Origin of the sequence: Pseudomonas sp. EA_65y_Pfl2_P78 (assembly GCF_963970495.1) — a bacterium.
Taxonomy (GTDB): domain Bacteria; phylum Pseudomonadota; class Gammaproteobacteria; order Pseudomonadales; family Pseudomonadaceae; genus Aquipseudomonas; species Aquipseudomonas baetica_A.
Window position 1 is genome coordinate 57,139 of sequence record NZ_CAXAON010000005.1, and the last position, 25,030, is coordinate 82,168.

The 25,030-nt window shown below is 60.2% G+C and carries 19 protein-coding genes; 6 read left to right on the plus strand and 13 right to left on the minus strand.

The genetic code is table 11. The features are described from left to right. Nucleotides 1-11: 11 nt before the first annotated feature. The 5 genes from AACY02_RS06975 to AACY02_RS06995 are packed head-to-tail and all read left to right on the plus strand — an operon-like array spanning nt 12 to nt 9,367. The gene (locus AACY02_RS06975; RefSeq protein ID WP_339431316.1) at nt 12-1,724 is read left to right on the plus strand and encodes a DUF2138 domain-containing protein; all 1,713 of its coding nucleotides are present in this window, start codon (nt 12-14) and stop codon (nt 1,722-1,724) included. Continuing rightward, nucleotides 1,709-2,359, plus strand: a complete 651-nt coding sequence (locus tag AACY02_RS06980) for a DUF1175 domain-containing protein (RefSeq protein WP_339431419.1) — start codon at nt 1,709-1,711, stop codon at nt 2,357-2,359. The genes AACY02_RS06975 and AACY02_RS06980 overlap by 16 nt, the downstream gene beginning before the upstream one ends. After that, complete coding sequence (locus tag AACY02_RS06985; RefSeq protein WP_339431420.1) at nt 2,356-6,930, plus strand: alpha-2-macroglobulin family protein; 4,575 nt, start codon at nt 2,356-2,358, stop codon at nt 6,928-6,930. Before AACY02_RS06980 ends, AACY02_RS06985 begins: the two co-directional genes overlap by 4 nt. 1 nt (nt 6,931) lies before the next feature. Then, nucleotides 6,932-8,551, plus strand: coding sequence for a DUF2300 domain-containing protein (locus AACY02_RS06990; protein ID WP_339431317.1), 1,620 nt, complete (start codon nt 6,932-6,934; stop codon nt 8,549-8,551). Between the two features lie 3 nt (nt 8,552-8,554). After that, nucleotides 8,555-9,367 carry a YfaP family protein gene (locus AACY02_RS06995; RefSeq protein WP_339431318.1) on the plus strand — a complete coding sequence of 271 codons (813 nt, stop codon included), beginning with the start codon at nt 8,555-8,557 and terminating at the stop codon, nt 9,365-9,367. A gap of 44 nt (nt 9,368-9,411) precedes the next feature. On the opposite strand, the gene darG is transcribed toward AACY02_RS06995, so the two are convergent. The 13 genes from darG to exaC form a co-directional block, all read right to left on the minus strand. Next, a complete protein-coding gene (darG, locus tag AACY02_RS07000; RefSeq protein WP_339431319.1) occupies nt 9,412-10,497 on the minus strand; it encodes a type II toxin-antitoxin system antitoxin DNA ADP-ribosyl glycohydrolase DarG in 1,086 nt (361 codons plus the stop codon). Beyond that, nucleotides 10,494-11,138, minus strand: a complete 645-nt coding sequence (gene darT / locus AACY02_RS07005; RefSeq protein WP_339431320.1) for a type II toxin-antitoxin system toxin DNA ADP-ribosyl transferase DarT — start codon at nt 11,136-11,138, stop codon at nt 10,494-10,496. Before darT ends, darG begins: the two co-directional genes overlap by 4 nt. Further along, nucleotides 11,135-11,716 carry a DarT ssDNA thymidine ADP-ribosyltransferase family protein gene (locus tag AACY02_RS07010; protein ID WP_339431321.1) on the minus strand — a complete coding sequence of 194 codons (582 nt, stop codon included), beginning with the start codon at nt 11,714-11,716 and terminating at the stop codon, nt 11,135-11,137. Before AACY02_RS07010 ends, darT begins: the two co-directional genes overlap by 4 nt. Nucleotides 11,717-11,901: 185 nt before the next feature. Continuing rightward, nucleotides 11,902-12,822, minus strand: coding sequence for a restriction endonuclease (locus AACY02_RS07015; RefSeq protein WP_339431322.1), 921 nt, complete (start codon nt 12,820-12,822; stop codon nt 11,902-11,904). A 464-nt stretch (nt 12,823-13,286) separates the two neighbouring features. Then, a complete protein-coding gene (locus tag AACY02_RS07020) occupies nt 13,287-14,033 on the minus strand; it encodes a S24 family peptidase (RefSeq protein ID WP_339431323.1) in 747 nt (248 codons plus the stop codon). Nucleotides 14,034-14,255: 222 nt separating this feature from the next. Then, nucleotides 14,256-14,783 carry an inorganic diphosphatase gene (gene ppa / locus AACY02_RS07025; protein WP_003205933.1) on the minus strand — a complete coding sequence of 176 codons (528 nt, stop codon included), beginning with the start codon at nt 14,781-14,783 and terminating at the stop codon, nt 14,256-14,258. A gap of 112 nt (nt 14,784-14,895) precedes the next feature. After that, nucleotides 14,896-15,708 carry a M90 family metallopeptidase gene (locus AACY02_RS07030; protein WP_339431324.1) on the minus strand — a complete coding sequence of 271 codons (813 nt, stop codon included), beginning with the start codon at nt 15,706-15,708 and terminating at the stop codon, nt 14,896-14,898. A 4-nt stretch (nt 15,709-15,712) separates the two neighbouring features. Beyond that, nucleotides 15,713-16,363 (minus strand): DedA family protein, encoded by a 651-nt coding sequence (locus tag AACY02_RS07035; protein WP_339431325.1) that lies wholly within the window; start codon nt 16,361-16,363, stop codon nt 15,713-15,715. 275 nt (nt 16,364-16,638) lie between these two features. After that, a complete protein-coding gene (locus AACY02_RS07040; RefSeq protein WP_221730212.1) occupies nt 16,639-17,100 on the minus strand; it encodes a GNAT family N-acetyltransferase in 462 nt (153 codons plus the stop codon). Nucleotides 17,101-17,215: 115 nt separating this feature from the next. Beyond that, on the minus strand, nt 17,216-18,040 hold the full coding sequence (eutC, locus tag AACY02_RS07045) for an ethanolamine ammonia-lyase subunit EutC (protein ID WP_339431326.1): 825 nt from the start codon (nt 18,038-18,040) through the stop codon (nt 17,216-17,218). Nucleotides 18,041-18,045: 5 nt separating this feature from the next. Further along, nucleotides 18,046-19,440 carry an ethanolamine ammonia-lyase subunit EutB gene (locus AACY02_RS07050; RefSeq protein ID WP_339431327.1) on the minus strand — a complete coding sequence of 465 codons (1,395 nt, stop codon included), beginning with the start codon at nt 19,438-19,440 and terminating at the stop codon, nt 18,046-18,048. A 109-nt stretch (nt 19,441-19,549) separates the two neighbouring features. Then, on the minus strand, nt 19,550-20,920 hold the full coding sequence (gene eat / locus AACY02_RS07055; RefSeq protein WP_339431328.1) for an ethanolamine permease: 1,371 nt from the start codon (nt 20,918-20,920) through the stop codon (nt 19,550-19,552). Nucleotides 20,921-21,227: 307 nt separating this feature from the next. Further along, nucleotides 21,228-22,748: an acetaldehyde dehydrogenase ExaC gene (gene exaC, locus AACY02_RS07060; RefSeq protein ID WP_339431329.1), complete on the minus strand. Its 1,521-nt coding sequence runs from the start codon at nt 22,746-22,748 to the stop codon at nt 21,228-21,230. 302 nt (nt 22,749-23,050) lie between these two features. Here exaC and AACY02_RS07065 point away from each other — a divergent pair, with 302 nt between their 5' ends. After that, on the plus strand, nt 23,051-24,958 hold the full coding sequence (locus tag AACY02_RS07065; RefSeq protein ID WP_339431330.1) for a sigma-54-dependent Fis family transcriptional regulator: 1,908 nt from the start codon (nt 23,051-23,053) through the stop codon (nt 24,956-24,958). Nucleotides 24,959-25,030 lie beyond the last annotated feature (72 nt).

Consider the following 25,030-nt stretch of genomic DNA (forward strand, 5'->3'; position numbering starts at 1 on the left):
GTTTTGTGAATATGAGTGATAACGCTGCTTCTCCGGCCGTCCCGACACCGGCCGGCAAACCTTCCCGACGCTGGCCGGCGCTGCTGATCGGGCTATGCCTGGTCGCCGGCGTGGTGGGTGGTTTTGGCTGGCTGCTGCTCAAGCCCAAAACACCGCCGGCCGAGCTGGCCAGTGACAAGCTCGGCCTGAGCCGTCCCGATGCGCTGCTGGAAACCCGCTCCCTGAGCCAGTTGCCCAAAGACCTGCTGACGGTGCCGTTTCTCAAAGCCACGCTTACCGAAGATTTCGTCTTCTATTACGAAACCCACGGCGACCGACTCGGGCTGATCGGCAGCCTGCGCCGGATCATTTACGAGCACGACCTGAAACTGCAGGACAGCCTGATCGAGCAGCTTTTTGATCAACCGGCAGACGTAGCACTATGGCGCGGGGCTGATGGCCGGTTGAAGGATTTCCTGTTGGTGATGGATCGCGGCGGGCTGGCGAAACTGCTGGAGCCTTTGGCGAAAGTGGCGCTGGATGACACGCAGCTCAGCGTGTTCGGCAAACTTGAAGTCGGCAGCGACGAGGTGCCGCTTTATCAGCTCAGCTACAACGCCAGTAAATCCCTGTTGTTCGCCTCGCATGGCGACAAACTGGTGGTGCTGTCCAATCCTGCGAAATACTACGAGGCAGAAAACGGCGCATCCGCAGAGTGGGGGCACGTTTCGTCTCAAGCGCTGGCGGCACTGCTCAATGGCGACAAACTGTTCCCGCAAGCGTTCGGCCTGCCGGCCAAGGCGCCAGAGATCAAACAACGCCTGTCGGTGAATTCCAGCGTGCTCGCCATGGGGTATCAGCGCTTTATCCCGAACTTCGCCGGGCTGCGTTTCGACATGGACGACAAGGGCTGGCACAGCTACCTGGCCATGGACGAGCTGGACAACCAGCCGGACTTCGATTTCAAACCGGTGTGGCAAGCCATGCCGCTGGGCGCCAGTGCCTGTGTGACCTTGCCGGTGGCGGCCGAACCGCAGAAACCGCTGTTGGTGAAACTCGGCGCCGAAGAGGCGGTAGCGCAGACACTCACCGAACACGTGGCTGGCGCGGCGGGCCTATGCTGGTACGCCGATTCGCGGCTGTACACGCCACTGTTGGTCGCCAGTTTGAAGGATGAGGGCAACAGCCAATTCGACGGTGATCTCGGCAAACTGTTTGGCTCGATGGTCGGCGCCTTCGAGCCCAACGTCGAAGAAAGTGTCTTCCCGGTGATCGAGAAGCAAGAAGGCCAAAGCCATGTCTGGCGGCGTCAGGTCAGCTCGAATTTCGGCCCATACGCAGCAAAAACCGCCGAGAACCCGGACGCGATCAGTGGTCGGGCGTTCATGAACGTCAGCCTCGCCCGCCACGGTTCGACGCTGCTGTTTTCCCTCGACGACAAACTGGTCGACAAAGCGCTCGGCACCCTCGACAAACGCTTCCCGCCGATGGCCGATGTGCTGCCCAAAGACGTACTGATGCCGATCTATTTCGGCCCTGACTCGATGGCGCAACTGATGCAGCAGGAAACCCTCGACAGCCTGCCGCAGGACATGGAACCGGTGTTCTACAACGCCGCGCAAACCTACCTGATCCCGAAACTGCGCACCCTCGGCGGTTATGGCAAATATGCCCTGACGTTGCCCGAAGGCAGCGAACCCGACGGCCACTGGCAATGGCTGCCGCTGGAATGGAAAGCGCTGTGACGGCACTGATCCGCAGCCTAGGCCTGCTCGCGCTGTTGCTCAGCGCGGGTGCCCGCGCCATGGAGGCACCGGCGCTCGATCCGGCGCAATCACAGGTGTTCCGCGCCTGGTTTGTCCGCATCGCCCAAGAGCAATTGAGCCAGGGGCCGAGCCCGCGTTGGTACCAGCAGGACTGCGCCGGCCTGGTGCGTTTCGCTGCCAACGAAGCGCTGAAAGTCCATGACAACAAATGGCTGCGCAGCAATGGCCTGTCCAACCGCTATCTGCCGCCGGAGCTGTCGCTGAGCGATGACCAGCGCAAGCTCGCCCAGCAATGGCAACAGGGCGGGGGCAAAGTCGGGCCGTACGTCAACGCAATCAAACTGATTCAGTTCAACAGTCATCTGGTCAGCCGTGACGTGTCACAGGCGCGCCCCGGTGACCTGATGTTTTTCGATCAGGGCGACGACCAGCACCTGATGATCTGGATGGGCCGCTACATCGCCTATCACACCGGCACCACAACCCCCACTGACAACGGCATGCGTTCGGCAAGCCTGCAGCAACTCATGACATGGAAGGACACCCGATGGATACCCGACGCAGCCAACCCCAACTTCATCGGCGTCTATCGACTGAACTTTCTCTCCCAATGACCGGTGCCCGCATGTTGCGACTCTGCGCAAAAATTCCTCTGTTGCTGGCACTGCTGCTGCCGCTGGCGACTGTCAATGCCGACGATTCGGTCGAACCGAGCGGTTACACGCCGGTGTCCGGTGAAAGCTTCTTCCTGCTGGCCGACAGCAGTTTTGCGGCGGACGAACAGGCGATGGTGCGCCTCGAAGCACCGGGCCGTGACTACCGTCGTTTCCGCATGGAACCCTACGGTGGCGCCGACATTCGCGTGTATCGCATCGACAAGCCACTGGATTTCCTCAAACGCCAGAAGAACCTGCACCGCGTGGTCAGCGATGGCCAGTTCAAGGGCGAAGGCCTGTCCAACACCCTCGCGTATCTGTGGGACAACTGGTACCGCAAATCGCGGCGGGTGATGCAGCGTGCGTTCTCCTACGAGTCGCGCAAACAGGTCACCGAAGAAGTCCCGGAACTGAAGATGGGCAACGCCATCGCCGCACCGACCCCGTATGACGCGCAACCGCAATTCGCACTGATTCCGGGTTTGCCGGTGGTCAGCCAGTTCCGTTATCCGCTGTGGCAGGCCAAACCGATCCAGCCGCCGGCCGGGGTCAATCTGGCCGGCTCCTCCAGCGATTTCGTCAGCGTCGCGCCGGGCAACGTCTACATTCCGCTGGGCAACCTGAAACCCGGTCTGTACCTGGTCGAAGCGCTGATCGGCAAATACCGCGCAACCACCATGGTGTTCGTCTCCAACACCGTGGCGGTGAGCAAAATCGCCGGTGATGAATTACTGGTCTGGGCGGCGCGCAAGCACGAAGGCAGTTCGGTGCCGAAGGTCAATGTGCTGTGGACTGACGGCCTCGGCGTGATGAGCAGCGGTGCTACTGATGCCGAGGGTTTGCTGCGCCTGAAACACGTCAGCCCTGAGCGTTCATTCGTGATCGGCGAGGACGAAGAGGGCGGGGTGTTCGTCTCTGAAAACTTCTATTACGACAGCGAAATCTACGACACCAAGCTCTATGCGTTCACCGACCGCCCGTTGTATCGCCCGGGCGACTGGGTGTCGCTGAAGATCGTCGGTCGTGAGTTCAAGAACGCACGGGATTCGGTGCTGCCGGGTGCGGCGGACGTCAACGTCAGCGTGCTCGACGCCACCGGCACCGAACTGCAACGAATGGATCTGAAGCTCGATTCGAAGGCCGGCACTCAGGGCCGTTTCCAGTTGCCGGACAACGCCGTGGCCGGTGGTTATGAACTCCGTTTCAACTACAAGGATCAGGCGTACAGCAGTGCGTTCCGTGTGGCGGAGTACATCAAGCCGCACTTCGAAATCTCGCTGAATCTGGCCAAACAGGATTACCGCACCGGCGAACCGGTCAAAGGCAGTCTGGTGTTGCTGTACCCGGACGGCAAACCGGTGGCCAACGCCAAACTGAGCCTGAGCCTGCGCGCCCAGCAACTGTCGATGGTCGACAACGAACTGCAATACCTGGGGCAATTCCCGGTGGAATTGACCAGCACCGAACTGACCACCGACAGCAAGGGCAACGCCAGCCTCGACCTGCCGGCCGCCGACAAACCGAGCCGCTACATGCTCACCGTGTTCGCCAGCGATGGTGCGGCGTATCGGGTCAAGACCACCAAGGAAATCCTTATCGACCGTGGCGCTGCGAGTTTTCGCTTGAGCGCGCCGCAACGCTTCAGTGCGGTCGGCGACAAAGTCGCGTTCAGCTACGCCAACGAAGGTGGCAGCGAGCAAAGCAAAGCCGTGACGCCGAGCTCTTATGGCTGGGTGCGTCTGGAGGATCAGAGCACGGGCGAAGGCAAACTGGCGGCCAGCGATAAAGGCTTCAGCCTCGCTTTTGAACGTCCGGGCACCTACAACCTGACCTTGAAAGATCAGCACGGTCGCGTCCTCGGCGTTAACGCGCATTCGGTCACCGGCGACGGCGTCAAAGCCGTGCCGGGCACCGTGGAAATCGTCCTCGATAAACCCGAGTACAAGGCTGGCGATGAAGCGCTGGCGCTGATCACCTTCCCGGAACCGGTCAGCGATGCCTTGCTGTCGCTGGAGCGTGACAAGGTCGAAGCCACCGCGCTGCTGGCCAAGGGCGGCGACTGGCTGACACTGGAAAAACTCAGCGACACCCAATACCGCGCACGCATCCCGGTGAAGGACAACTTTGCGCCGAACCTGACCTTCTCCGTGCTGTACACCAAGGGCGGTCAGTACAGCTTCCAGAATGCCGGGATCAAAGTGGTCGCGCCGCAAATCGACGTGGCGATCAGCACCGACAAAGCGGTGTATCTGCCAGGCGACACCGTCACCGTCGACCTGACCACGCAGTTCGCCGGCAAAGCCGTACCGGCGCACCTGACCGTCAGCGTCGTCGATGAAATGGTCTACGCGCTGCAACCGGAAGTTGCGCCGAGCATCGACCAGTTCTTCTACCACCCACGCCGCAACAACGTGCGCACCAGCGCCAGCCTGTCGTTCATCAGTTACGACGTAGCGTTGCCGGGCAGTCCTGGCGCGCCGGGCAAGGCCAACCGCAGCGAGCGTGGCGTGAAAGTGCTGGAGCGTCCGCGTCGCGAAGACGTCGACACCGCCGCATGGCAACCAGAGTTGCTGACCGGCGCCGACGGCAAAACCCGTTTCACTTTCAAAATGCCGGACTCGCTGACCCGCTGGCGCATCACGGCTCGGGCGATTGCCGATGACGGTCAGGTCGGGCAGAAGAAACAGTTCGTCCGTTCGGAAAAACCGCTGTACCTGAAGTGGAGCGGGCCGAGCAAATTCCGTAAGGGCGATCAGCCGCAACTCGGTGTATTCGCCTTCAGTCAGGCCGAGAAACCGGTCAAGGCTGAACTGGTGACCCATTACGCCGGCGCCGAACAACGCCTGCCGGTGACCCTGAATAACGGCATCAACTATGTGCCGCTGCCGGCATTTGCGTTGGCTTCGGGCGAGTGGACAGCGGAACTGGTGCAGGACGGCAAAATCGCTGATGCCTTGGCCGTGCGCTTGAGCGCGACCGGCGATGGCTGGCAAGTGACGCAGACGCAAAGCCTTGATGTAGCCAGCGGCGACACGCCGTTGAGCCTGCCGGCGGACGCCACCGATATTCGCCTGCGTCTGGATGACAGCCCGCAAGCGCTGTTCCGTTCTGCCCTCGACGATCTGCTGAGCTACCCGTACGGCGGCGTCGAGCAAACCGCCAGCCGTTTGCTGCCACTGAGCATCGCCTATCCATCGCTGGCCTCGAGCCCGCAGATCCGTGATCGCTTGCGCCTGATCATGCAGAACAGCCGCCTACGTCTGGTGCAAATGGCCGGGCCATCGGCGAGCTTCACTTGGTGGGGCTATGCCGGTGAACCCGATGCATTCCTCACCGCTTATGCGTACTACGCCGACTGGAACGCCAGCCAGGTGCTGGAACTGACCTTGCCGCCAGAGCACTGGCAGCGAGTGTTGGAGGTTTACGCCAAACAGGCGCCGAACACGCCGTTGCTGCAACGGGCGCTGATATTGTCGTTCGCCAGGCAAATGCGCTTGCCGGTCAACACGTTGCTCAGCGGTTTGATGGAGGATCTGGCGAGGGCCGGTGAAGGTAATGCCGAGACGCTGATGGACGACGGCCAGGACAGCCTGGTGATGAGCGATCCGGATTCGGCATTGGGTCTGGCAGCGGCGCGGGTCTTGACCGCCTCGCTGGCCACGCAATCGAAAGTCTCCTTGCCTGAAGCCTTCAGTCGTCAGGTGAGTGCGGCACAACAGCGTCTGGCCGTCAGCTCGCAGCCGTTTGCCGAAGCGCTGAACCTGTCGCTGCAAGCGTTTGATCAGCCCCGTGCGACGGCGTTGTTGCAGCGTCTGCTGCCACAGCAATCGACCCTCGAACGTGCGCTGGCGCTGAGCTGGCTGCAACGCAGCATCGCCCAGGCGTCGCCGACCATCGCCCTGACACCGGGTGAAGGCTGGAAGAAAAATTACGGCGCAACCGGTGAGATGTACTGGACGTGGCAGGGCAATGCAGCGGTGCCAAGCGTGTTGACGGTGTCTGGCACTCAAGAGCGTCCGCTGCGTGCGGCGCTGAGTTTCCAGACCCAGCAACCGGCCGTCGATCCGATGGCGGTGACCATCACCCGTCGCCTGTCGCGACTGGTGCCGGGCGACGAAGCGTTCACTTTCAAACTGGAGCCGGTCGGCACCAAACCGCTGTCCAGCGACAGCCTGTATCTGGACGAAGTGATCCTCACCAGCAAAGCGCCCAAACCGCTGCGCTACGGCATGCTCGAAGTGCCGCTGCCACCGGGCGCCGATGTCGAGCGCACAACGTGGGGTATCAAGTTGCAGGGCAAGGACGGTACCGAACCGACCTCGCTGGAGAAGGCGCGTTTCGAGCCGGGACAACTGGCCTACGCGGTGCCGGTGGATGCCCTGAGCGGCGAGTTGCGTCTGCGCCATTTGGTGCGCTTCTCGCAGAAGGGCCGGTTCAACCTGCCGCCGGTGCGTTTCACTCAGGTGTACGCGCCACAGCATCAAGCCCAGGAAGCGAAAGCCGCCCTCGGTCAGGTCACGGTCAACTGACATGACCCGGCCGCTGCTGTGGCTGCTGTTGTGGATGATTCCTGCGCTGGCGACGGCGCAGGATGAGCCACTGCGCGTGGCGTACAAAGGTGAGCTGTTGTCACTGAGTACGACGCAACTGATTGCTCGTGAACCGTTGCCTTCGACCCTGGATGCGCCGCTGGGCAGTCTTTGGAAGCTGTTTGTCTACGCGTGGCTGGTGGATACCGGCGCTCGGGAGCCGGCATATGAATGTCGCGGGCAGTCGAAAGAGGAAGTCTATTGCTGCTCGGCGGGCGGCAAGATCGAGCGGGATCAGGCGTTGGTGAAGTCGTGTGGGCTGTATTTCGAGCCGGCGCGGTTGGGGATTGCAGCCGATGACTGGCGAACCTACTGGCAGGCGCGTAAGGCGCCATTGTGGTTGCAGGATTTGCCATCGGTGCAACCGGCCACGCGGGTTTCGGTGAGTGAGTTGCTGAGCGTTCTGGCGTTGCTGCCAGCTCAAGAACAGATGCGCCGCGTGTTGCTCGACGTGGTGCTCAATGCTGCCGACGGCAATGTCGTCGGAGAACTCGGCGCGCGCTTGCGGGTGAAAACCTGGAGCTGGCTCGGCGATCACGACCGGCAGTCGCGGCAGGGCGGATTTGCCGGATGGACAGCGGACGGCTCGCCGGTTTGGGCCGGAGGGCGCGGCACCAGTCAAATGGTTTTACGGCATTACGGCGCTGCGTTGGCGACGGTGTTGCCGGTTGCGTGGCCGGCAGAGGCGAGGCGTTGTGTCGAAGTCGGACTGTTCTCGCGCTATCCCGTTGTACGGGTTCTGGCGGGCGAACGGGTCGTGACGTCTGGCCCGTTGCAGGGCGACTACCGTGTTGATTTCGCCAACGGCAACGCGCTGGATATCCACAGCGACGGCGAACTGTTTCTGCTCAATGACAAACTCGTCGCAAGGCTGGATCGCGAAGAATACGTCGCCCGTGTCCTTGATCGCGAAGCCAAACCCGAACCTGGCGAAGCCGCCAAAGCACTGGCCGTGGCGATCCGTACCTATTTGCTGCAAAACGCCACGCGCCACGGCGATTGCCTGAGCATCGACGACAGCAGCAATCGCCAGCGGGTTGCTCCACGCCCGGCATCGGCGCAATCGCGCAACATCGCCGCCTGGACGGCCGATCTGGTGTTGGCTGGCAGCACCGTCACCTATCACTCCGACCAACCCGGCCCGGACAAACTCGCCTGGCAGCAAGCCGTCGAACAAGCCAACGCTGGCCAGCGCTACGACGCAATCCTGCTCCATGCCTATCCCCGCGCCAGCCTCAGCCGCTGGGACAACCCGGTCGCTTCCTGCGAAGCACTGCCCGCCGCGCAAGACTGGCTGCAAAAACAGCGACGCGGCTGGCGTCAGAAGCTTGAAAGCGAAACCGGCTACAACGAAGTCAGCACGTTCGCCGTGTGCAAACTCGCGTTCGGCCGCCCCTTTGTCGACCGCGAACGCCAGCGCATCTATGTGCGCGGCGTACTGACCTTGCAAGACCGCCTCGACCTGACCCACGAATATCTGCACCTGGCCTTTGAAGCGCATCCCAACGGCCAGGATGAAACCTACATCGAAGGGCTCGCCCGTCACCTTTTGCTGGAATAGACCATGACACTCCGTTATCCACAGGTCTTGTTGCTGCTCTGCACGCTGACCGCGTTATCGCCGACTAGGGCCGCCGACAGCATCAAACTCGACACCCCGGTCGGGGGCTGGCGCACCGGCGCTCCGCAAGGCGAGGGCGAAAGCTTTCGTCAGACCGTCAACTACCCGGCCTCCTCGGTGAACACCCCGGTCGGCCAGGCCAACACAGCGCGCATCAGCGGCCAGATCAACGCCAGTCCGAAGAATAATGAGCCCGGTCGACTGATCGTCAACGGCGTCAGCATGCCGCTGAAAATCGACGCCGCCGGCCGCTTCGACCGTCCGTTCTCCTTCCCCAACGGCAGCAACAGCGTCGAAGTGCGCAGCCCCGACGGCCAACAACGCCGCCGCACTCAATTCCTCAACACCAGCGGCGGTGCTACCCCGCCAAAACTGCGCGTGCTGCTGGCCTGGGACAGCGACGGCACCGACCTCGACCTGCACCTCGTCACCCCCGACGGCGCCCACATCTGGTACGGCAACCGCGTCGCCCCCAACGGGGGCGCCCTCGACGTCGACGTCACCACCGGCTACGGCCCGGAAATCTTCGCCATGCCGGCGCCGATCAAGGGGCAGTATCTGGTGTATGTGAATTACTACGGTGGCGGGTATCGCAGCGATGAAGATGGCGGGGATGAAGCCGCGCAACCGCTGACGACGGCGCAGGTAACGGTGATTACCGAGGAAGGCACACCAAGCGAGAAGATGGAGACGTTTTTGATCCCGATGCGGGCGGTGGGGGAGTTGACGTTGGTGAAGGCGTTTAGTTATCCGTGATGGGGAATTGAGCAGCAGGTTGCTGCCCAACTCCTTTCAATCACTCAGGCCGCCAGTTCAGGTCGGAAACTGCTGGAGGTCAGACGCTTGAGCGCAATATCAAGTGCCTGATCATCGAACAGTTTGCTCTTGCGAGCAGCAGCACCAGCGCCACCGTCCCACTGCTTCAACGCCTCACGCACTGCAGGTACGGTCGCAGATACCCCTTCCTGGCTCAACAGCCAATCCACCGTCGCCAACAACTCCATGCCGAATGGCGATTCAAAACCGTCAATCAACTCGGCAGTCCGTTCCAGGGCTTGAGAGTATTCCTTGGCCTCCGTCTTCAGATAAGTCTGCAAAAAGGCTTTGCGCTCTTGATCAAACCAGATCACATCGCTAATGCCTGCGTCACTGATGCGTTTGTCACAGTGCAGATAACTGCCATCGAGGTTATCGAGCAGGTGCTCCAGCCGGTTGGCGTACGGCCCATATTTGTGCGCGACAAACTTCAGATTCAGAGGGTTCTCGGTATTTGGCAACTTCTCGATAGCGCGCTCAAGAAACCAGGCCAGCTTCTGGATCTCTAGCAGACTGCACTCCATGCCTAACACCCAGTAGCGACGAACCAGTTCGGCGATAAGCGCGCGGGCTGGCGTGAGCGTTTCTACGCCCGAACGTTTGGCGACGTTCAGATACTGGTTCGAGGGCTCGAATACCAAGACATCAGCGTCCAGATCCCCCAGCACTTCGACAATCTGCTCACGGACTTCAGGCCACTTCAAGCCGCCGTTACCAGCACCTAGAGGCGGGACGGCGACAGATTTCACGTCGTTCTCAAGCAGAAACCGACGCAGATCATGCAAGCCCTCAGTGATCCATGCCATTTGCGACGGAGAACGCCAATGGCGTTTGGTTGGGAAGTTCACGATCCAGCGAGGGCCATCGAGTTCATTGGTGGCCGTCACATGCATCTTGCCGGTTTCTACTTCCTTCGCCTTACACGCTGCTGCATAGAGACGGTAATTTTGCGCAAAGCGTTCTTTGAACATCAATGCGATGCCCTTGCCCATCACGCCCACGGTATTCACCGTGTTTACGAGGGCTTCGGTGTTGGCTTCCAGCAGGTTGCCTTGGGTGAATCGGATCATTGGAAATACCATTTGGGACGCGCATGGACAGGCAGCGTCAGGCCTCTAGCGGCGACGTCTGCTTCTATGCGTGCTTTCATTGCATCGGTGTGGCACATGATGCCCAGTAGTCCCGTAATCGGTAAGTGATGGTGGATCAGCGCCTCAGCCTGATAACGCTCCATTTTGCGAGGATCATCAGGATCGCGCTTGAAGTCGCGCCGTTGAAGGATAGACCAATCGATCTGGTCGAGATTGGCCAGATCGCTGTAATAGTTTGTCCAACTCGGATAGGCGTGTGCGTTTGTGAAGACAAACGGTAGGCCGAGCTCTTCAACGCGATACAGGCTTGAGACCAGAATCACGATCTCGTCATTGCTGCGTTGCTGAACACTCCAGCCAGAGTGAATGTTCTGCATCATCACTGAGAAGGGCGTGAAATAGAAGGGCACGTAGTCGGCCAGAACGCCTTCGGGAGCGATGGGCACCTGACGGGAACGGCGCTTGTCGATCAAGTCGGCGTTACCGATATTCACGTACTGAGGTGCCTGTGCTTCCGAGTTTGCGCAATGCAGACCGTTGTCCAGAATCCAGGGCAGGTTATCGCGATGGACGATACGCCAAATCAGAGCTTTCTCTGGATTCAGGCTGGTGTAGTTCATTGATAAAACATTCTCTGGTTCACGCTGGTTTGCACATTAACATCGGCCGCCTGCAATTTAGCTACGCAAAGTGCATCGACTTCTTCGCTGGGGGTGAAGATTTTGAAGAAGGCATCAGGTTTAACAACCCCCGGTGCGAGACACTCTGCCATGCAGATGCTTTTGCAATGAGGGTCCAGGTAATCGCGACTGCTCATGACATCCCACTCGATGGCTTCGAAACCCTGTTCGTAATCAAGTAGCTGTATTGAGTCGCCTGCTAACGGGTGGCGTGGAATGACTTTCCAGCCGTATTGCTTGGCTGTTGATCTGTAGACCGAGATCAACACAAATCGGGCCTCTGGCCTGTTGCGCTGCACGCTTCCGTCAAATGGATTCTTCGCAAACCAGTGGAAGGGCACGTAGTTGTCGAGCTGCAGAGTCTGCCGCTTTTTCAGGATTTCAGCATCTGCGACGTCTTTGAAACCCGAGAGGCCAGCGCGAGGTTTCAAGCCATCTCTGAAAATTCCATCCAGGTTTTCAACAGAAGTAAGGTGGTAGAGAAGCTTCTGATCCTTGATGCTTTTAACGTCCGACATAGTGGTCTCCTTGACCTGCACATCAACCTAAACTGAATTCAGTCCCGGCCTTGCCCCGCGCTGATGTAACCCTCGATCCGTGGGGGTTGGTAGAACATTCGCCGTGATTCTAGTGTGCCATCACTTTTACCCACAAGCCCACTAAGGAAATTGGTTAGCAGGGTCAAGCAGCAAAACGCCTGAGCTCACTCTTCGTCAAAATAATCGCGATCCAGCGTCGGCAACCGCAACAAACGCGATGTCACACCCACCTCATGATCCATCATCAGATGCACCAGCCGCGTGCCGTCTACCAACACAATGCCGTCCACCGATTTGGCGAAGTCGACAGCGTGCGCTGTAAAGCCAGAGGTGGTAATGAACACGCCACGCTTAGCTTTCTGCCCAGCAAGCGCCCCATAGAACGCCTGCAGTTCAGGCCGGCCAACCGTGTTCTGCCAGCGCTTGGCCTGAACGTAAACCTTCTCCAGCCCCAATTTATCGAGCGAGATAATGCCGTCGATGCCGGCATCACCGGAACCGCCGACACGTTGCAGATCATTGCGACTGGCGCCGTAACCCAAGCGATGAAGCACATCCAGCACGATCACTTCGAAACGGTTGGGGCTGACTTGCAGCATGTTGTCCAAAAGGTCGGCCGCCGTGGCATCGCGCAGTTCCTTTAGCGCTCGCTCCAGTCGGTCGTCGGGGCTTTCGGTGGCGGAGGCCAGATCTGGCTCCACATTTGGTTGGTCATCCAGTGGCTCGGCATCTGGCGCGACTTTCAGCTTCACATTCATGTAACCGATTGCCAAATGCTCCACATCCTTGGCTGACAGTGGAAATGCATGCTCCTGGGCGTACTGCACTCCTGCGTCAGTCAACTTCCAATAACCGCGTTTGGCACTGCTGGAAAGACCGGCGCGCTTGAGACGATCGTGCGCCCAGCCAGATCGGTTCTTGTAGGTGGCCTGACCACTCGCGATCAGCTCCTCACGCTGCGCTTCTGTTAACTGCAGCATTTTGGCTGCCGCTTCGTGGGCGTCCCGAGCAATTGCACCGTCGGGTTTTGTGGCGAGAAACCGCAGGATCGGTTCGATGAACTGATCGTAGGTTGGAACGGACATGGGCGCATCCCTGTGCTGGTGGGTGTTTTTGAACTGACCGGCAGGCGAGTATAAATTAACGTTCGCTGAGGGGGGCTCTGAGCGTTAGCGCTGGGGCTGTGAAAGCGTGAGCCGCTGTTGCTAGGAAGGCATTAGGCATTAAAAAGCCGGCTTGTGGCCGGCTTCTCGGGGACTGGCTTGGTTTATTTTTGGTAAACCGCGCCAGCCTTCAAAACGTACATCCGGATCTGCGTCCGGCTGTGGGACTTGGTCAGACGTTGGTCTGCCGCGTCGGGCGTCATCTGAGCCGCGGGAGCGGGGCGATGCGCGAATGTGGGGCGCAGGATACTGAGTTTTGTTGGGAATTCCCAGCCTGAAGTGCGGTTTAGAGCGACTGACGCAGTACAGAACCGGTATTTGAACTGTTTTTCAGCGCCTCTTCGCGGGCAAGCCCGCTCCCACAGGGTTGTGTGTGTGCTGGCCGATCATAGAAACGGTACCACCGGCCGGCGTTTGCTCAGCGTCGACCACCAGAACACCCAGCCCAATATATGAATCCGTTGCTCTTCTATCTGCGCGGGGCGGAACACTTCGTCCGGGTATTCGGCGCTGTTGTGGCTGCGCATTCGCAGGCCGTTGCCGGGCATGCGGTGCAGGTATTTGATGCGCAGCATGCCGTCGTGTTCGATGGCGTAGATCTCGCCATCCACCACTTGAGTCAGGCCGCGGTCGATGGCGACGATGGAGCCGTCTTCGATGCGGTCGGCCATGCTGTTGCCGATCATGTGCGCGCAGATGGCGTCGGAGTGACGGATTTCCAGTTGATCGAGGTGCGCGCGCAGCAGGCGGATGGATTGGTCCGTGTCGTGGATGACGTGGGTTTTGCCGGAGCCGTCGGTGAGGGGCGTTTCCTTGAAGAACACCAGGTCGACGTCGTTGGGGTCGATGACGGCGTAGACGCCGCGGATGGCGTGGGCGTCGAAGGTGTCGCCATTGCTGGCGGGCGGCGTCAGGCTCGGCAACTCCTTTATGCCTTCGCCGGTCTTCAGCCATTCGCTGTTAACGGACAGCAGGCGTGAGACTTCTTCCATGCGATACGCCGGGACGCCCCGGGTGTACCAGTTGTGGACATTTTGGGCTTCCGTGCCCCAGAACTTTGCGAATCCCGTGGTGGTGATGTTCGCTGCTTCCAGGAGTGCCTTGAATCTTGGACCGCTAGTGTTCTTTCTCATAAACACGGAGTCTACGGCCGTGCTAGAGCGGTTTGAATAAACTTGGCGTTCAAAAAAAGGCTGAATTTTGCGACGGGATGTAAGCCCGTCTTGTGGGAAATTAAACGGGTTAAAACTTTGTTGCGTGTGTTTTAAACGTTGCGTTTAAGCAGGATGTTCTCGCGCATAAAAAACCCCGTATCAAACGGGGTCTTCTTCAAGCATCACGCAGGTTGCAGGCGCTTAGCCTTTGTAGGCAGCAACCGACTTGGTGATCGCTTCGCGGGCGGCGTCTGCACCGGCCCAGCCTTCGATCTTGACCCATTTGCCTTTTTCGAGATCTTTGTAGTTCGCGAAGAAGTGCTCGATCTGCTGGATCAGCAGTGGCGGCAGGTCGGTGTATTCCTTCACATCGACGTACAGCTGGGACAGCTTGTCGTGTGGGACTGCGATGACTTTGGCATCGCCGCCGCCGTCGTCGGTCATGTTCAGGATGCCCACTGGACGTGCGCGGATCACCGAGCCTGGCGCAACCGGGTAAGGGGTCACAACCAGCACGTCGAGGGGGTCACCGTCGTCAGCCAGGGTGTTCGGGATGTAACCGTAGTTGGCCGGGTAGAACATTGGGGTGGCCATGAAACGGTCAACGAACAGGCAATCGCTGTCTTTGTCGATTTCGTATTTGATCGGCGCGTGGTTGGCCGGGATCTCGATCGCGACGTAGATGTCGTTCGGCAGGTCTTTGCCAGCCGGAATCTTGCTGTAGCTCATTGGGCGTTGCCCCCGTAGTTGACCAAAAACACTTGGCCGGATTGACCAAAAAGTGGCGGCGATTATAGGCATATTCCGCCGCCGATGCCACGCACCGAAAGTCGTGCAGACCTTAGTCGTGAGCCTGATAGACCGGGGCCTGGGCCTGAAGTTGCCGCAGCCTGCCCAGTGGATCCTGCCGGTAGAAAAGCTTCAGTTGCAAGTAGACCTGTGGATAAGCCTTGTGCAGCAGATCGGGTGCGCTGAAGAAGTATTCGCTGGTGACGGCGAAGAACTCGGCAGGATTTTCGGCCGCGTAGGGATCGATGGCGGTTTCGGCGTCCGGATTGCGGTCCAGTTGGCGGTTGAGGTCGTCGTAGGCCTTTTGCATGACCTCGGCCCAGTCGCTGACGCGCATGTCGGCGTGCAGCGGCGGCAGGCCGTTGGCATCGCCGTTGAGCATGTCGAGTTTGTGCGCCAGTTCGTGGATGACCAGGTTGTAACCTTCCCAGCCACCACTGGCCATTACACCCGGCCAAGCCAGGATGATCGGCCCCTGTTGCCAGGCCTCGCCGCTGTGTTCGCCATCCCATTCATGTTCGACGCCGCTGGCATCGCGATGGCGCTGCGGGCTGAGGAAGTCGTCGGGATAGAGGACGATCTCGTGAAAACCCTGGTACCAGTTCAGATCGCCCAGATTGAGCAGTGGCAATTGCGCCTGAGCCGCAAGCAGCAGGCGTTGTTCCTGATGCAATTCGACACCGGGCAGGGCGGTCAGGTGTTTGTCTTCGAGAAACAGCACGCAGGCTTCACGCAGCCATTGGTCTTGGGCTGCACTGATGCCGTCGAGAAAGCTCAGGTGATGGCGCACCCGTTGCCACAGGTCGTCGGCAATCGGGTGCCTGGCCAGGATGCGCCGGCGACGCCAGGCGCTCAGCGACCACATCGGCTTAGTGCGATTGGGCTTTGGCGCTGCCGAGTCGGCTGCGTACCACACCAATGATCATCGGTACCAGCGACAGCAGGATGATGCCGAGCACCAGCAACGACAGGTTTTTCTTGATGAATGGCACGTTGCCGAAGAAGTAACCCAAGGTCACCAGACCACCGACCCACAGCACCGTGCCGAACACACTGAAGCCGAAGAAGCGCGGGTAAGGCATCTTCGCCACACCGGCGACGAATGGCGCGAAGGTGCGAATGATGGGCAGGAAGCGCGCCAGGGTCACGGTTTTGCCACCGTGCTTGTCGTAGAAGTCGTGGGTCTGTTGCAGGTAGTCGCGACGGAAGATTTTCGAGTTGGGGTTACTGAACAGTTTTTCGCCGACTGTTCGTCCGATCACGTAATTGGTGCTGTCGCCCATGATCGCTGCCAGCATCAGCAGACCGCCCAACAGGACTGGGTCCATGCCACCGCCTGCCGCTACCGCACCGGCGATGAACAACAGCGAATCGCCTGGCAGAAAGGGCATCACCACCAGACCGGTTTCACAGAAAATCACCAGAAACAGAATGGCGTAGATCCAGGGCCCATAGTTGTTCACCAGCAAGTCGAGGTAAACGTCGAGATGCAGGATAAGGTCGAGCGGGTTGAAATCCATGGGGGCACCTGTGTGGCGGCCCGACTCTGCAGGCCTGTGCGGATGACTTCGTGTAAGCCTACATCGAGGTGTAGTTTTTCTTACAAGCCGGAAAGCTCGGGATTATACGGTCTGAGAGGTGAAAAGCGCGTTGGTTTTGTAGCGAGGGATGTCCGGGTGTGAACAATTGTCAGGGACGACGAGAGAGGAGAAGGCCTGCAGGATCACAGCCTTCGGTAGCGACTACATTGGAATGCGTTCTTTTGTAGAACTGCCGAAGGCTGCGATTTCTTGGGTCAGAGTTCGTCGCTGATTGGCAACACGTAGTTCTTGAACTCGGTGTCTTCCTTGAACCCGATGGACTCGTAGGTTTTCTGTGCCACTTCGTTATCGGCACTGGTGGAAACGCGCATGCGCACGGCCTGGGTTTCCTTGGCCATTTTCTTCGCGGTGCGGATCAGGTTGTCGGCGACCAGTTGGCGGCGGGCGTCTTCGGCGACATAGATGTCGTTGAGGATCCATACGCGCTTGAGCGACAACGAAGAGAAACTTGGATAGAGCTGACAGAAGCCCATCAGCTTCTTGTCGTCATCGTCGGCGAGGGCCAGATAAATCACCGATTCCTTGCGGCGCAGGCGTTTTTCGAGAAACGCGCGGGAGGAATCCGGGTAAGGCAGTGAACCGTAGAACTCACGATAGGTGACGAACATCGGAGTCAGTAAATCCAGGTGTTCGAGGGTCGCTTGAATAATCCGCATGATAGGTCTCGTCTTCAAGTGGCTGTCTTCAACTGCTCTGACGGCGATGGGAAACCCTGGCGGCCGTGCGTCGATCCTGCCTGATACCGGCGCAGAAACGCAATGCGGAATCGGTTCAGGTTGTCGACGGGCCGAGTAGGAAGTTTCCTTTCATGTCCGCACCGGTGTCCGACTCCAGCGTCTGAACCTGTGCTTCGTCCTTCAGATTGACCCCCGACAGTTGCCGTCGGCAGGCTTCGCGCATCAGGTACAGCAAACGATGTGCCGCCATGCCGTAGCTCAAGCCCTCAAGCCGCACATTGGAAATGCAGTTGCGGTAGGCATCGGTCAGCCCGATCTTTGGATTGTAGGTGAAATACACCCCCAGGCTGTCGGGTGAGCTGAGGCCCGGGCGTTCGCCAATCAGCATCACCAGCATTTTTGCGCCCAGCCGTTCACCTATTTCATCGCCGACCGCGACGCGGCCCTGTTCCACGAGGATGACCGGCGCGGCGGACCAGCCATCGGCGGCCATTTGCTCTTCAAGTCGGGTCAGCAGTGGCAGCGTGTGGCGATGCACGGCCAGCGCCGACAAACCATCGGCGACGACAATCGCCAGATCCACGCCGCCGGGATTGGTCGCCGCGTAGTCGCGCAGAGCCTGGGCTGAGTCATCACTCAACTTGCGCCCCAGATCGGGGCGTTGCAGGTAGCTGTTGCGATCCACCGCCGCGCTGTGCAGCAGCAACGTCTGGCGCCCGCGCTCATTGAGTTGGGCGCTGAGCCCGGCATGATCGAACGGCAAGTGCACCGCATCCCGCGCCTGAGCATGGGCGAACTGGAAATCCAGTTGTGCGCGGGTCGGCAGACTGGTGCCGGTGCGGCCGAGGGCGATCCGCGCGGGGGTCAGGCGACGCAGTTCCAGCCATGGGTTTTGCGGGTCGAGGGGCGGGTTTTCCATAAGACTCATCCCAGTTGCGCCAAGGCCTGGCGGAAGGCCGGCGGCAGGTTGTTGCCGAAGCGAACCTTGCCGTCCGCCTGAGTGAAAATGCCCATGTTCGCCAGCCATTGCTCGAATTCCGGCGCCGGTTTCAGGCCCAGGGTCTGGCGGGCGTAGAGCGCGTCGTGGAACGAGGTGGTCTGGTAGTTGAGCATGATGTCGTCGGAGCCGGGGATGCCCATGATGAAGTTGATCCCCGCCACACCCAAGAGGGTCAGCAGGGTGTCCATGTCGTCCTGATCGGCCTCGGCGTGGTTGGTGTAGCAGATGTCGCAGCCCATCGGCACGCCGAGCAATTTGCCGCAGAAGTGGTCTTCGAGGCCGGCGCGAATGATCTGTTTGCCGTTGTAGAGGTATTCCGGGCCGATAAATCCGACGACGGTGTTCACCAGAAACGGCTTGAAATGGCGCGCCACAGCGTAGGCCCGGGTCTCGCAGGTCTGTTGGTCGACGCCATGGTGGGCGTTGGCCGACAGGGCGCTGCCCTGACCGGTTTCGAAATACATCAGGTTTTGCCCAAGGGTGCCGCGGTTCAGGCTTAAACCGGCGTCGTAGCCTTCCTGCAACACATTCAGGTTGATACCGAAACTGGCGTTGGCCGCTTCGGTGCCGGCGATCGACTGGAACACCAGGTCCAACGGCACGCCACGGTTGATCGCTTCGATGGAGGTGGTGACGTGGGTCAGCACGCAGGCCTGGGTGGGGATGTCGTAGCGCTGGATGATCGCGTCGAGCATTTCCAGCATCGCGCAGATCGAGGCGATGCTGTCGGTGGCCGGGTTTATGCCGATCATCGCGTCGCCGTTGCCGTACAGCAGACCGTCGAGAATGCTCGCGGCAATGCCGGACGGCTCGTCGGTCGGGTGGTTGGGTTGCAGGCGAGTTGACAGGCGCCCGCGCAGGCCGAGGGTGCCGCGAAACTTGGTCACTACGCGGATTTTCTGCGCCACCAGCACCAGGTCCTGCACGCGCATGATCTTCGACACGGCGGCGACCATTTCCGGGGTCAGGCCGGGCGCGAGATTACGCAGGCTGGTTTCATCGGCGGCCTCGCTGAGCAGCCAGTCGCGAAAACCGCCGACGGTGAGGTGGCTGACCACGGCGAAGGCCTGTTTGTCATGGGTGTCGATGATCAGGCGGGTGACTTCATCGGACTCATAGGGAATCAGCACTTCTTGCAGAAAGTGCGTGAGCGGGATATCGGCCAGCGCCATTTGCGCGGCCACGCGCTCACCGTCGTTGAGCGCGGCGACACCGGCGAGAAAGTCCCCGGAACGTGCCGGGCTGGCTTTGGCCATGACGTCCTTGAGGCTGTCGAAGCGATAGGTCTGGGCGCCGACGCAATGGGCAAATGCGGCCATGGGGCGGTGTCCTCCTGATTCTGTGGATAACTCGGTTCCCCTGTGGGAGCGGGATCTCCATGCACTTCAATAAGGCGGGCACCGGGCGCAAGGCCCGGTACCGGTGCAACTAGATACCTTCGAGCATAGCGTCTGTCGGTGCGTCGGCGCGTTGCTTGGCGGTCAACTGGAAATACAGATACCCAATGGCCATGAAACCAAGGAACACACAGCCGATCAGCGTGTTGAACCACGCCATCGCCACCAGGCACACCACGGCCAGAAACAGCGCGATGGCCGGCACCACCGGATAGCCCGGGGCGCGGAAGGTGCGTTCCAGGTTCGGCTCGGTTTGGCGCAGTTTGAACAGGCTGAGCATGCTGATGATGTACATCACGATCGCGCCGAATACCGACATGGTGATCATCGCCGCGGTCAGCGTCATGCCTTGCAGATTGACCAGGCCGTCGCTGTAGATCGCCGCGATGCCGATCACGCCACCGGCCAGAATCGCGCGATGGGGCGTCTGGAACCGCGAGAGTTTGGCCAGACTTTTCGGCAGGTAACCGGCGCGGGCGAGGGCGAAGAACTGGCGCGAGTAGCCAAGAATGATGCCGTGGAAACTCGCCACCAGACCGAACAGGCCGATCCAGACCAGCATGTGCATCCATGACGAATTGTTGCCGACCACCGCTTTCATGGCCTGCGGCAGCGGATCGTTGATGTTCGACAGTTGGCGCCAGTCGCCAACGCCACCGGCCATCACCATCACGCCGATGGCGAGGAACACCAGGGTCAGGATGCCGCTGACATAAGCCTTGGGAATCGTGCGTTTCGGGTCTTTGGCTTCCTCCGCCGCCATGGCCGCGCCTTCGATGGCGAGGAAGAACCAGATCGCAAACGGTATCGCGGCAAAGATCCCGGGGATCGAACCCAGGGTGAACTCGTTGGCGCCCGACCACCCGTTGAGCACGAAATTGCTGAAACTGAAGCCCGGCGCGACCACGCCCATGAACACCAGCAATTCGGCGACGGCCAGCACCGTGACCACCAACTCAAAGGTCGCGGCGATGCTCACGCCGAGAATGTTCAGGGTCATGAACACGAAATAGGCGCCGACCGCAGCGATCTTCGGATCAAGCTCGGGGTATTGCACATTCAGATAGGCGCCGATGGCCATGGCAATGGCCGGTGGTGCGAAGACGAACTCGATCAGCGTAGCGATGCCGGCGATCAATCCGCCTTTTTCGCCGAACGCCCGACGGCTGTAGGCAAACGGCCCGCCGGCGTGGGGAATCGCGGTGGTCAATTCGGTGAAACTGAAGATGAAGCAGGTGTACATGGTCGCGACCATCAGCGCCGTGACCAGAAAACCCAAGGTGCCTGCGGTGCCCCAGCCGTAACTCCAGCCGAAGTATTCGCCGGAAATCACCAGGCCGACGGCAATGCCCCACAGGTGCAGGGTGCCGAGTGTGGGTTTGAGTTGTGTGGTGGTAGTCATAAGTCCTCGCTGTCTTTTTTATTGTTTGATCTGTTGGACTTTCGGGTGTCGCGGTTGGGGTGGATGGAGGCTGTTCACGCAGCGGCAGTTTTTCTGCAAATCCTGAATGACGGGTACGCAAGGGCCGTGCCAGAGCGGCCAGGCCTTGTGTGTTGTGTCATTAAGGACGCCTTCGCGAGCAATCCCGCTCCCACATCGGATCTGTGCCGAATCCAGCCATGTGGGCCGAAGCAAGGCCCCTGTGGGAGCGGGCTTACTCGCGAAGGCGATTGAACGGGCAACACAAACCTCTGTGTTGCCCCCGGTTTTAGAAGAAGCCCAACGGATTGATGTCGTAGCTCACCAGCAGGTTTTTGGTCTGCTGATAGTGGTCGAGCATCATCTTGTGGGTTTCGCGGCCAACGCCGGACTTCTTGTACCCGCCGAACGCGGCATGCGCCGGGTACAGGTGGTAGCAGTTGGTCCACACGCGACCGGCCTTGATCGCCCGGCCCATGCGGTAGGCGCGGTTGATGTCGCGGGTCCACAGGCCCGCACCGAGGCCGAACTCGGTGTCGTTGGCGATGGCCAGGGCTTCGGCTTCGTCCTTGAACGTGGTGATGCTCACCACTGGGCCGAAGATTTCTTCCTGGAACACGCGCATTTTGTTGGTGCCCTTGAGCAGGGTCGGCTGGATGTAATAACCGGTCGACAGATTGCCCTCGAGTTTTTCCACCTTGCCGCCCGTCAGCAGTTCGGCGCCTTCGCCCTTGGCGATTTCCAGGTACGACAGGATCTTGTCGAATTGTTGCTCGGACGCCTGGGCGCCGACCATGGTGTCGGTGTCCAGCGGGTCGCCACGTTTGATCGACAGGACCTTCTTCATCACCACTTTCATGAATTCTTCGTAGATCGATTCCTGCACCAGCGCACGGGACGGGCAGGTGCAGACTTCGCCCTGATTGAAGAACGCCAGCACCAGACCTTCAGCGGCCTTCTCAATGAAGGTCGGCTCGGCCTGCATGATGTCTTCAAAGAAGATGTTCGGCGACTTGCCACCCAGTTCGACGGTGGACGGAATGATGTTCTCGGCGGCGCACTTCATGATGTGCGAGCCGACCGGGGTCGAACCGGTGAAGGCGATCTTGGCGATGCGTTTGCTGGTGGCGAGGGCTTCGCCGGCTTCTTTGCCGAAGCCTTGCACCACGTTGAGTACGCCCGGTGGCAGCAGGTCGCCGATCACTTCCATCAGCACACAGATGCCCAGTGGCGTTTGCTCGGCCGGTTTGAGCACCACGCAGTTGCCGGCGGCCAGCGCCGGGGCGAGTTTCCACGCGGCCATCAGCAGCGGGAAGTTCCACGGGATGATCTGACCGACCACGCCCAGCGGTTCATGAATGTGATACGCCACGGTGTTGCCGTCGATTTCGGCAGCGCTGCCTTCCTGGGCACGCAGGCAGCCCGCGAAGTAACGGAAATGGTCGGCGGCCAGCGGAATGTCGGCGTTGAGGGTTTCGCGGATGGCTTTGCCGTTGTCCCAGGTTTCGGCGATCGCCAGCAGTTCGAGGTTCTGTTCGATGCGGTCGGCGATTTTCAGCAGGATCAGCGAGCGCGCCTGCACGGAGGTCGCGCCCCACGCATCGGCGGCGGCGTGGGCAGCGTCCAGTGCCTTGTCGATATCTTCGGCAGTGGAGCGCGGGAATTCGGCAATCGGTTGGCCATTGACTGGCGAGGTGTTGGTGAAGTACTGACCTTTGACAGGCGCGACGAACTCGCCGCCGATGTAGTTACCGTACTTGCTCTTGAACGAGACTTTGGCGCCTTCAGTACCGGGGTGAGCGTAACGCATGATGATGTTCTCCTTGGCTTTGTACTTATTAGAGAAACGCGCAAGTGCGCTTGCTATAAGCGTAGAGCAAAGGTTGGGCCACTGCCGTGCAGGTCAGGTAAATCAAGGCCTTGGGTGGTTTTTGTCGGACGGGCGGAGCGCGCCTGTGACGGTTTCGGTACAGCGGGGGTGACAGTTTGTACCGTTCTTGGCACAGCCTGTGACCGGACAGTCTCGCCAGCATTGCAATGCGCCGGTGGCTGGAGGATGCTGGGCGTCACCTCAAGCATTGGGCCGTCGAGCCTCGGGGAGAACAATAAGAAATGCACGACAACCATTTGAGTCGCCATGCCCAGCAGGTTCTCACGGCCACCCAGGGCAAACCGCACCTGCACGGGCCCGGTGCCGATCCGTCGATTGCCCGCTCTTGGCTGCGTTGTCTTGAGGACTATCACCTCGACCCGGCCCTGGCCATGGCGCCCACCGTGCTCGAACACGGGCGCGTGCTTGAAAGCCGCGAGCGTCTGCAACAGGTTCTGCAGATTGCCGGCAATGAAATGAGCAGCCTGCATCAACAACTGTCCGGCGCCGGCCACGCGGTGCTGCTGACCGATGCGCGCGGGGTGATCCTCAACTGCGTCACCGCGCCCGCCGAGCGCAGGATTTTCGAGCGCGCCGGCCTCTGGCTCGGGGCTGACTGGAGCGAAGCCTGTGAAGGCACCAATGGCATCGGCACTTGCCTGGTCGAGCGTCAGGCGCTGACCATCCATCAGGATGAACACTTTCGCGGTCGTCACACCGGCCTGACCTGCTCGGCGAGCCCGGTGTTCGACCCGCACGGCGAACTGTTGGCGGTGCTCGATGTGTCTTCGGCGCGCCACGATGTCTCGCGCCAGAGCCAGTTCCACACCATGGCGCTGGTCAATCTGTCGGCGAAGATGATCGAGAGTTGCTACTTCCTGCGCTGTTTCGATAACCAATGGTTGTTGCGTTTTCATTTGCAGGCCGAGTCCGTCGGCCTGTTCAGCGAAGGCTTGCTGGCGTTTGACGGGGAAGGGCGGATCAGTGCGGTCAACCAGAGTGCGCTGAACCTGCTGGGGCATATTCGCGGTGGGTTGCTCGGCCAACCGGTCGAGGCGTTTTTCGATTGTTCGCTGGATGAGTTGCTGGGCCGCGCGAGTGCCAATGCCAGCGCCAGTTGGCCGCTGCGCACCCGCGACGGGCGACATCTGTTTGCCGTGTTGCGTGGCGAGTCGCGCAAGCCGCTGCCGATCATCCCGGCCCCCATCAAACCCGAGCCTGCGCGTCTGTCGGGGATCTGCCTCGGTGATGCGGCGCTGCAAGCGGACTTTCGTAAAGCCCTGCGCGTGTTCGAACGCGATGTACCGCTGCTGATCAACGGTGAAACCGGCTCCGGCAAAGAGGCTTTCGCAAAGGCTGTGCATCAGGCCAGCCAACGATCGAGCAAAGCCTTTGTTGCCCTCAACTGTGCGGCCATCCCCGAGAGCCTGATCGAGAGCGAACTGTTCGGCTATCGCGGCGGCAGCTTCACCGGTGCCCGCAAGGACGGTATGCGCGGCAAGTTGCAGCAGGCCGATGGCGGTACGTTGTTCCTTGATGAAATCGGCGACATGCCGCTGGCCTTGCAGACTCGCTTGTTGCGGGTGCTGGAAGATCGGCAGGTGGTGCCGATTGGCGGTGAGCCCGAAGCGGTCAACGTGAGGATCATCAGCGCGACCCATCGCAATCTGCTGGGCCGGGTCGAGGACGGCAGTTTTCGTGAGGATCTGTATTACCGGCTCAATGGGTTGGAAGTGGCGCTGCCTGCATTGCGTGATCGCAGTGACAAGTCGCAATTGCTGGATTTTCTGCTGGCCGAAGAGGCAAGCGGCGAACCAATCCTGATTGAAGCGCCGGCGCGTGAGGCGTTGCTGGCGTTCAACTGGCCGGGCAATGTGCGGCAGTTGCGCAATGTGCTGCGCACGTTGGCGGCGTTGTGTGATGACGGGCGGGTTGGGCTGGAGGATTTGCCGGCGATGTTTCGACAAGTGCGACCGAGGGTGGCTGTGGAGGTTTGTGCGGCCGAGCATCCCCTTGAAGATGCCGAACGCTTGGCCTTGCTCGCCGCGCTGGAACAGACGCGGTGGCACATGACACAAACGGCGCAACAGCTTGGGGTCAGTCGCAATACGCTTTACAGAAAGCTGCGCAAACACGCTATCGCCCGCTAAACCGGGTCGCGCCATTGGCGAGCAAGCCCGCGCCCGCAAGGACTGCGCTGACATTGTGGGCGCGGGCTTGCT

Bases quoted from the DNA above. Each gene is read 5' to 3' on its own strand.
- AACY02_RS06975 (WP_339431316.1), top strand. From the start codon at position 12: ATGAGTGATAACGCTGCTTCTCCGGCCGTCCCGACACCGGCCGGCAAA.
- AACY02_RS06980 (WP_339431419.1), top strand. From the start codon at position 1,709: ATGGAAAGCGCTGTGACGGCACTGATCCGCAGCCTAGGCCTGCTCGCG.
- AACY02_RS06985 (WP_339431420.1), top strand. From the start codon at position 2,356: ATGACCGGTGCCCGCATGTTGCGACTCTGCGCAAAAATTCCTCTGTTG.
- AACY02_RS06990 (WP_339431317.1), top strand. From the start codon at position 6,932: ATGACCCGGCCGCTGCTGTGGCTGCTGTTGTGGATGATTCCTGCGCTG.
- AACY02_RS06995 (WP_339431318.1), top strand. From the start codon at position 8,555: ATGACACTCCGTTATCCACAGGTCTTGTTGCTGCTCTGCACGCTGACC.
- darG (WP_339431319.1), bottom strand. From the start codon at position 10,497: ATGATCCGATTCACCCAAGGCAACCTGCTGGAAGCCAACACCGAAGCC.
- darT (WP_339431320.1), bottom strand. From the start codon at position 11,138: ATGAACTACACCAGCCTGAATCCAGAGAAAGCTCTGATTTGGCGTATC.
- AACY02_RS07010 (WP_339431321.1), bottom strand. From the start codon at position 11,716: ATGTCGGACGTTAAAAGCATCAAGGATCAGAAGCTTCTCTACCACCTT.
- AACY02_RS07015 (WP_339431322.1), bottom strand. From the start codon at position 12,822: ATGTCCGTTCCAACCTACGATCAGTTCATCGAACCGATCCTGCGGTTT.
- AACY02_RS07020 (WP_339431323.1), bottom strand. From the start codon at position 14,033: ATGAGAAAGAACACTAGCGGTCCAAGATTCAAGGCACTCCTGGAAGCA.
- ppa (WP_003205933.1), bottom strand. From the start codon at position 14,783: ATGAGCTACAGCAAGATTCCGGCTGGCAAAGACCTGCCGAACGACATC.
- AACY02_RS07030 (WP_339431324.1), bottom strand. From the start codon at position 15,708: ATGTGGTCGCTGAGCGCCTGGCGTCGCCGGCGCATCCTGGCCAGGCAC.
- AACY02_RS07035 (WP_339431325.1), bottom strand. From the start codon at position 16,363: ATGGATTTCAACCCGCTCGACCTTATCCTGCATCTCGACGTTTACCTC.
- AACY02_RS07040 (WP_221730212.1), bottom strand. From the start codon at position 17,100: ATGCGGATTATTCAAGCGACCCTCGAACACCTGGATTTACTGACTCCG.
- eutC (WP_339431326.1), bottom strand. From the start codon at position 18,040: ATGGAAAACCCGCCCCTCGACCCGCAAAACCCATGGCTGGAACTGCGT.
- AACY02_RS07050 (WP_339431327.1), bottom strand. From the start codon at position 19,440: ATGGCCGCATTTGCCCATTGCGTCGGCGCCCAGACCTATCGCTTCGAC.
- eat (WP_339431328.1), bottom strand. From the start codon at position 20,920: ATGACTACCACCACACAACTCAAACCCACACTCGGCACCCTGCACCTG.
- exaC (WP_339431329.1), bottom strand. From the start codon at position 22,748: ATGCGTTACGCTCACCCCGGTACTGAAGGCGCCAAAGTCTCGTTCAAG.
- AACY02_RS07065 (WP_339431330.1), top strand. From the start codon at position 23,051: ATGCACGACAACCATTTGAGTCGCCATGCCCAGCAGGTTCTCACGGCC.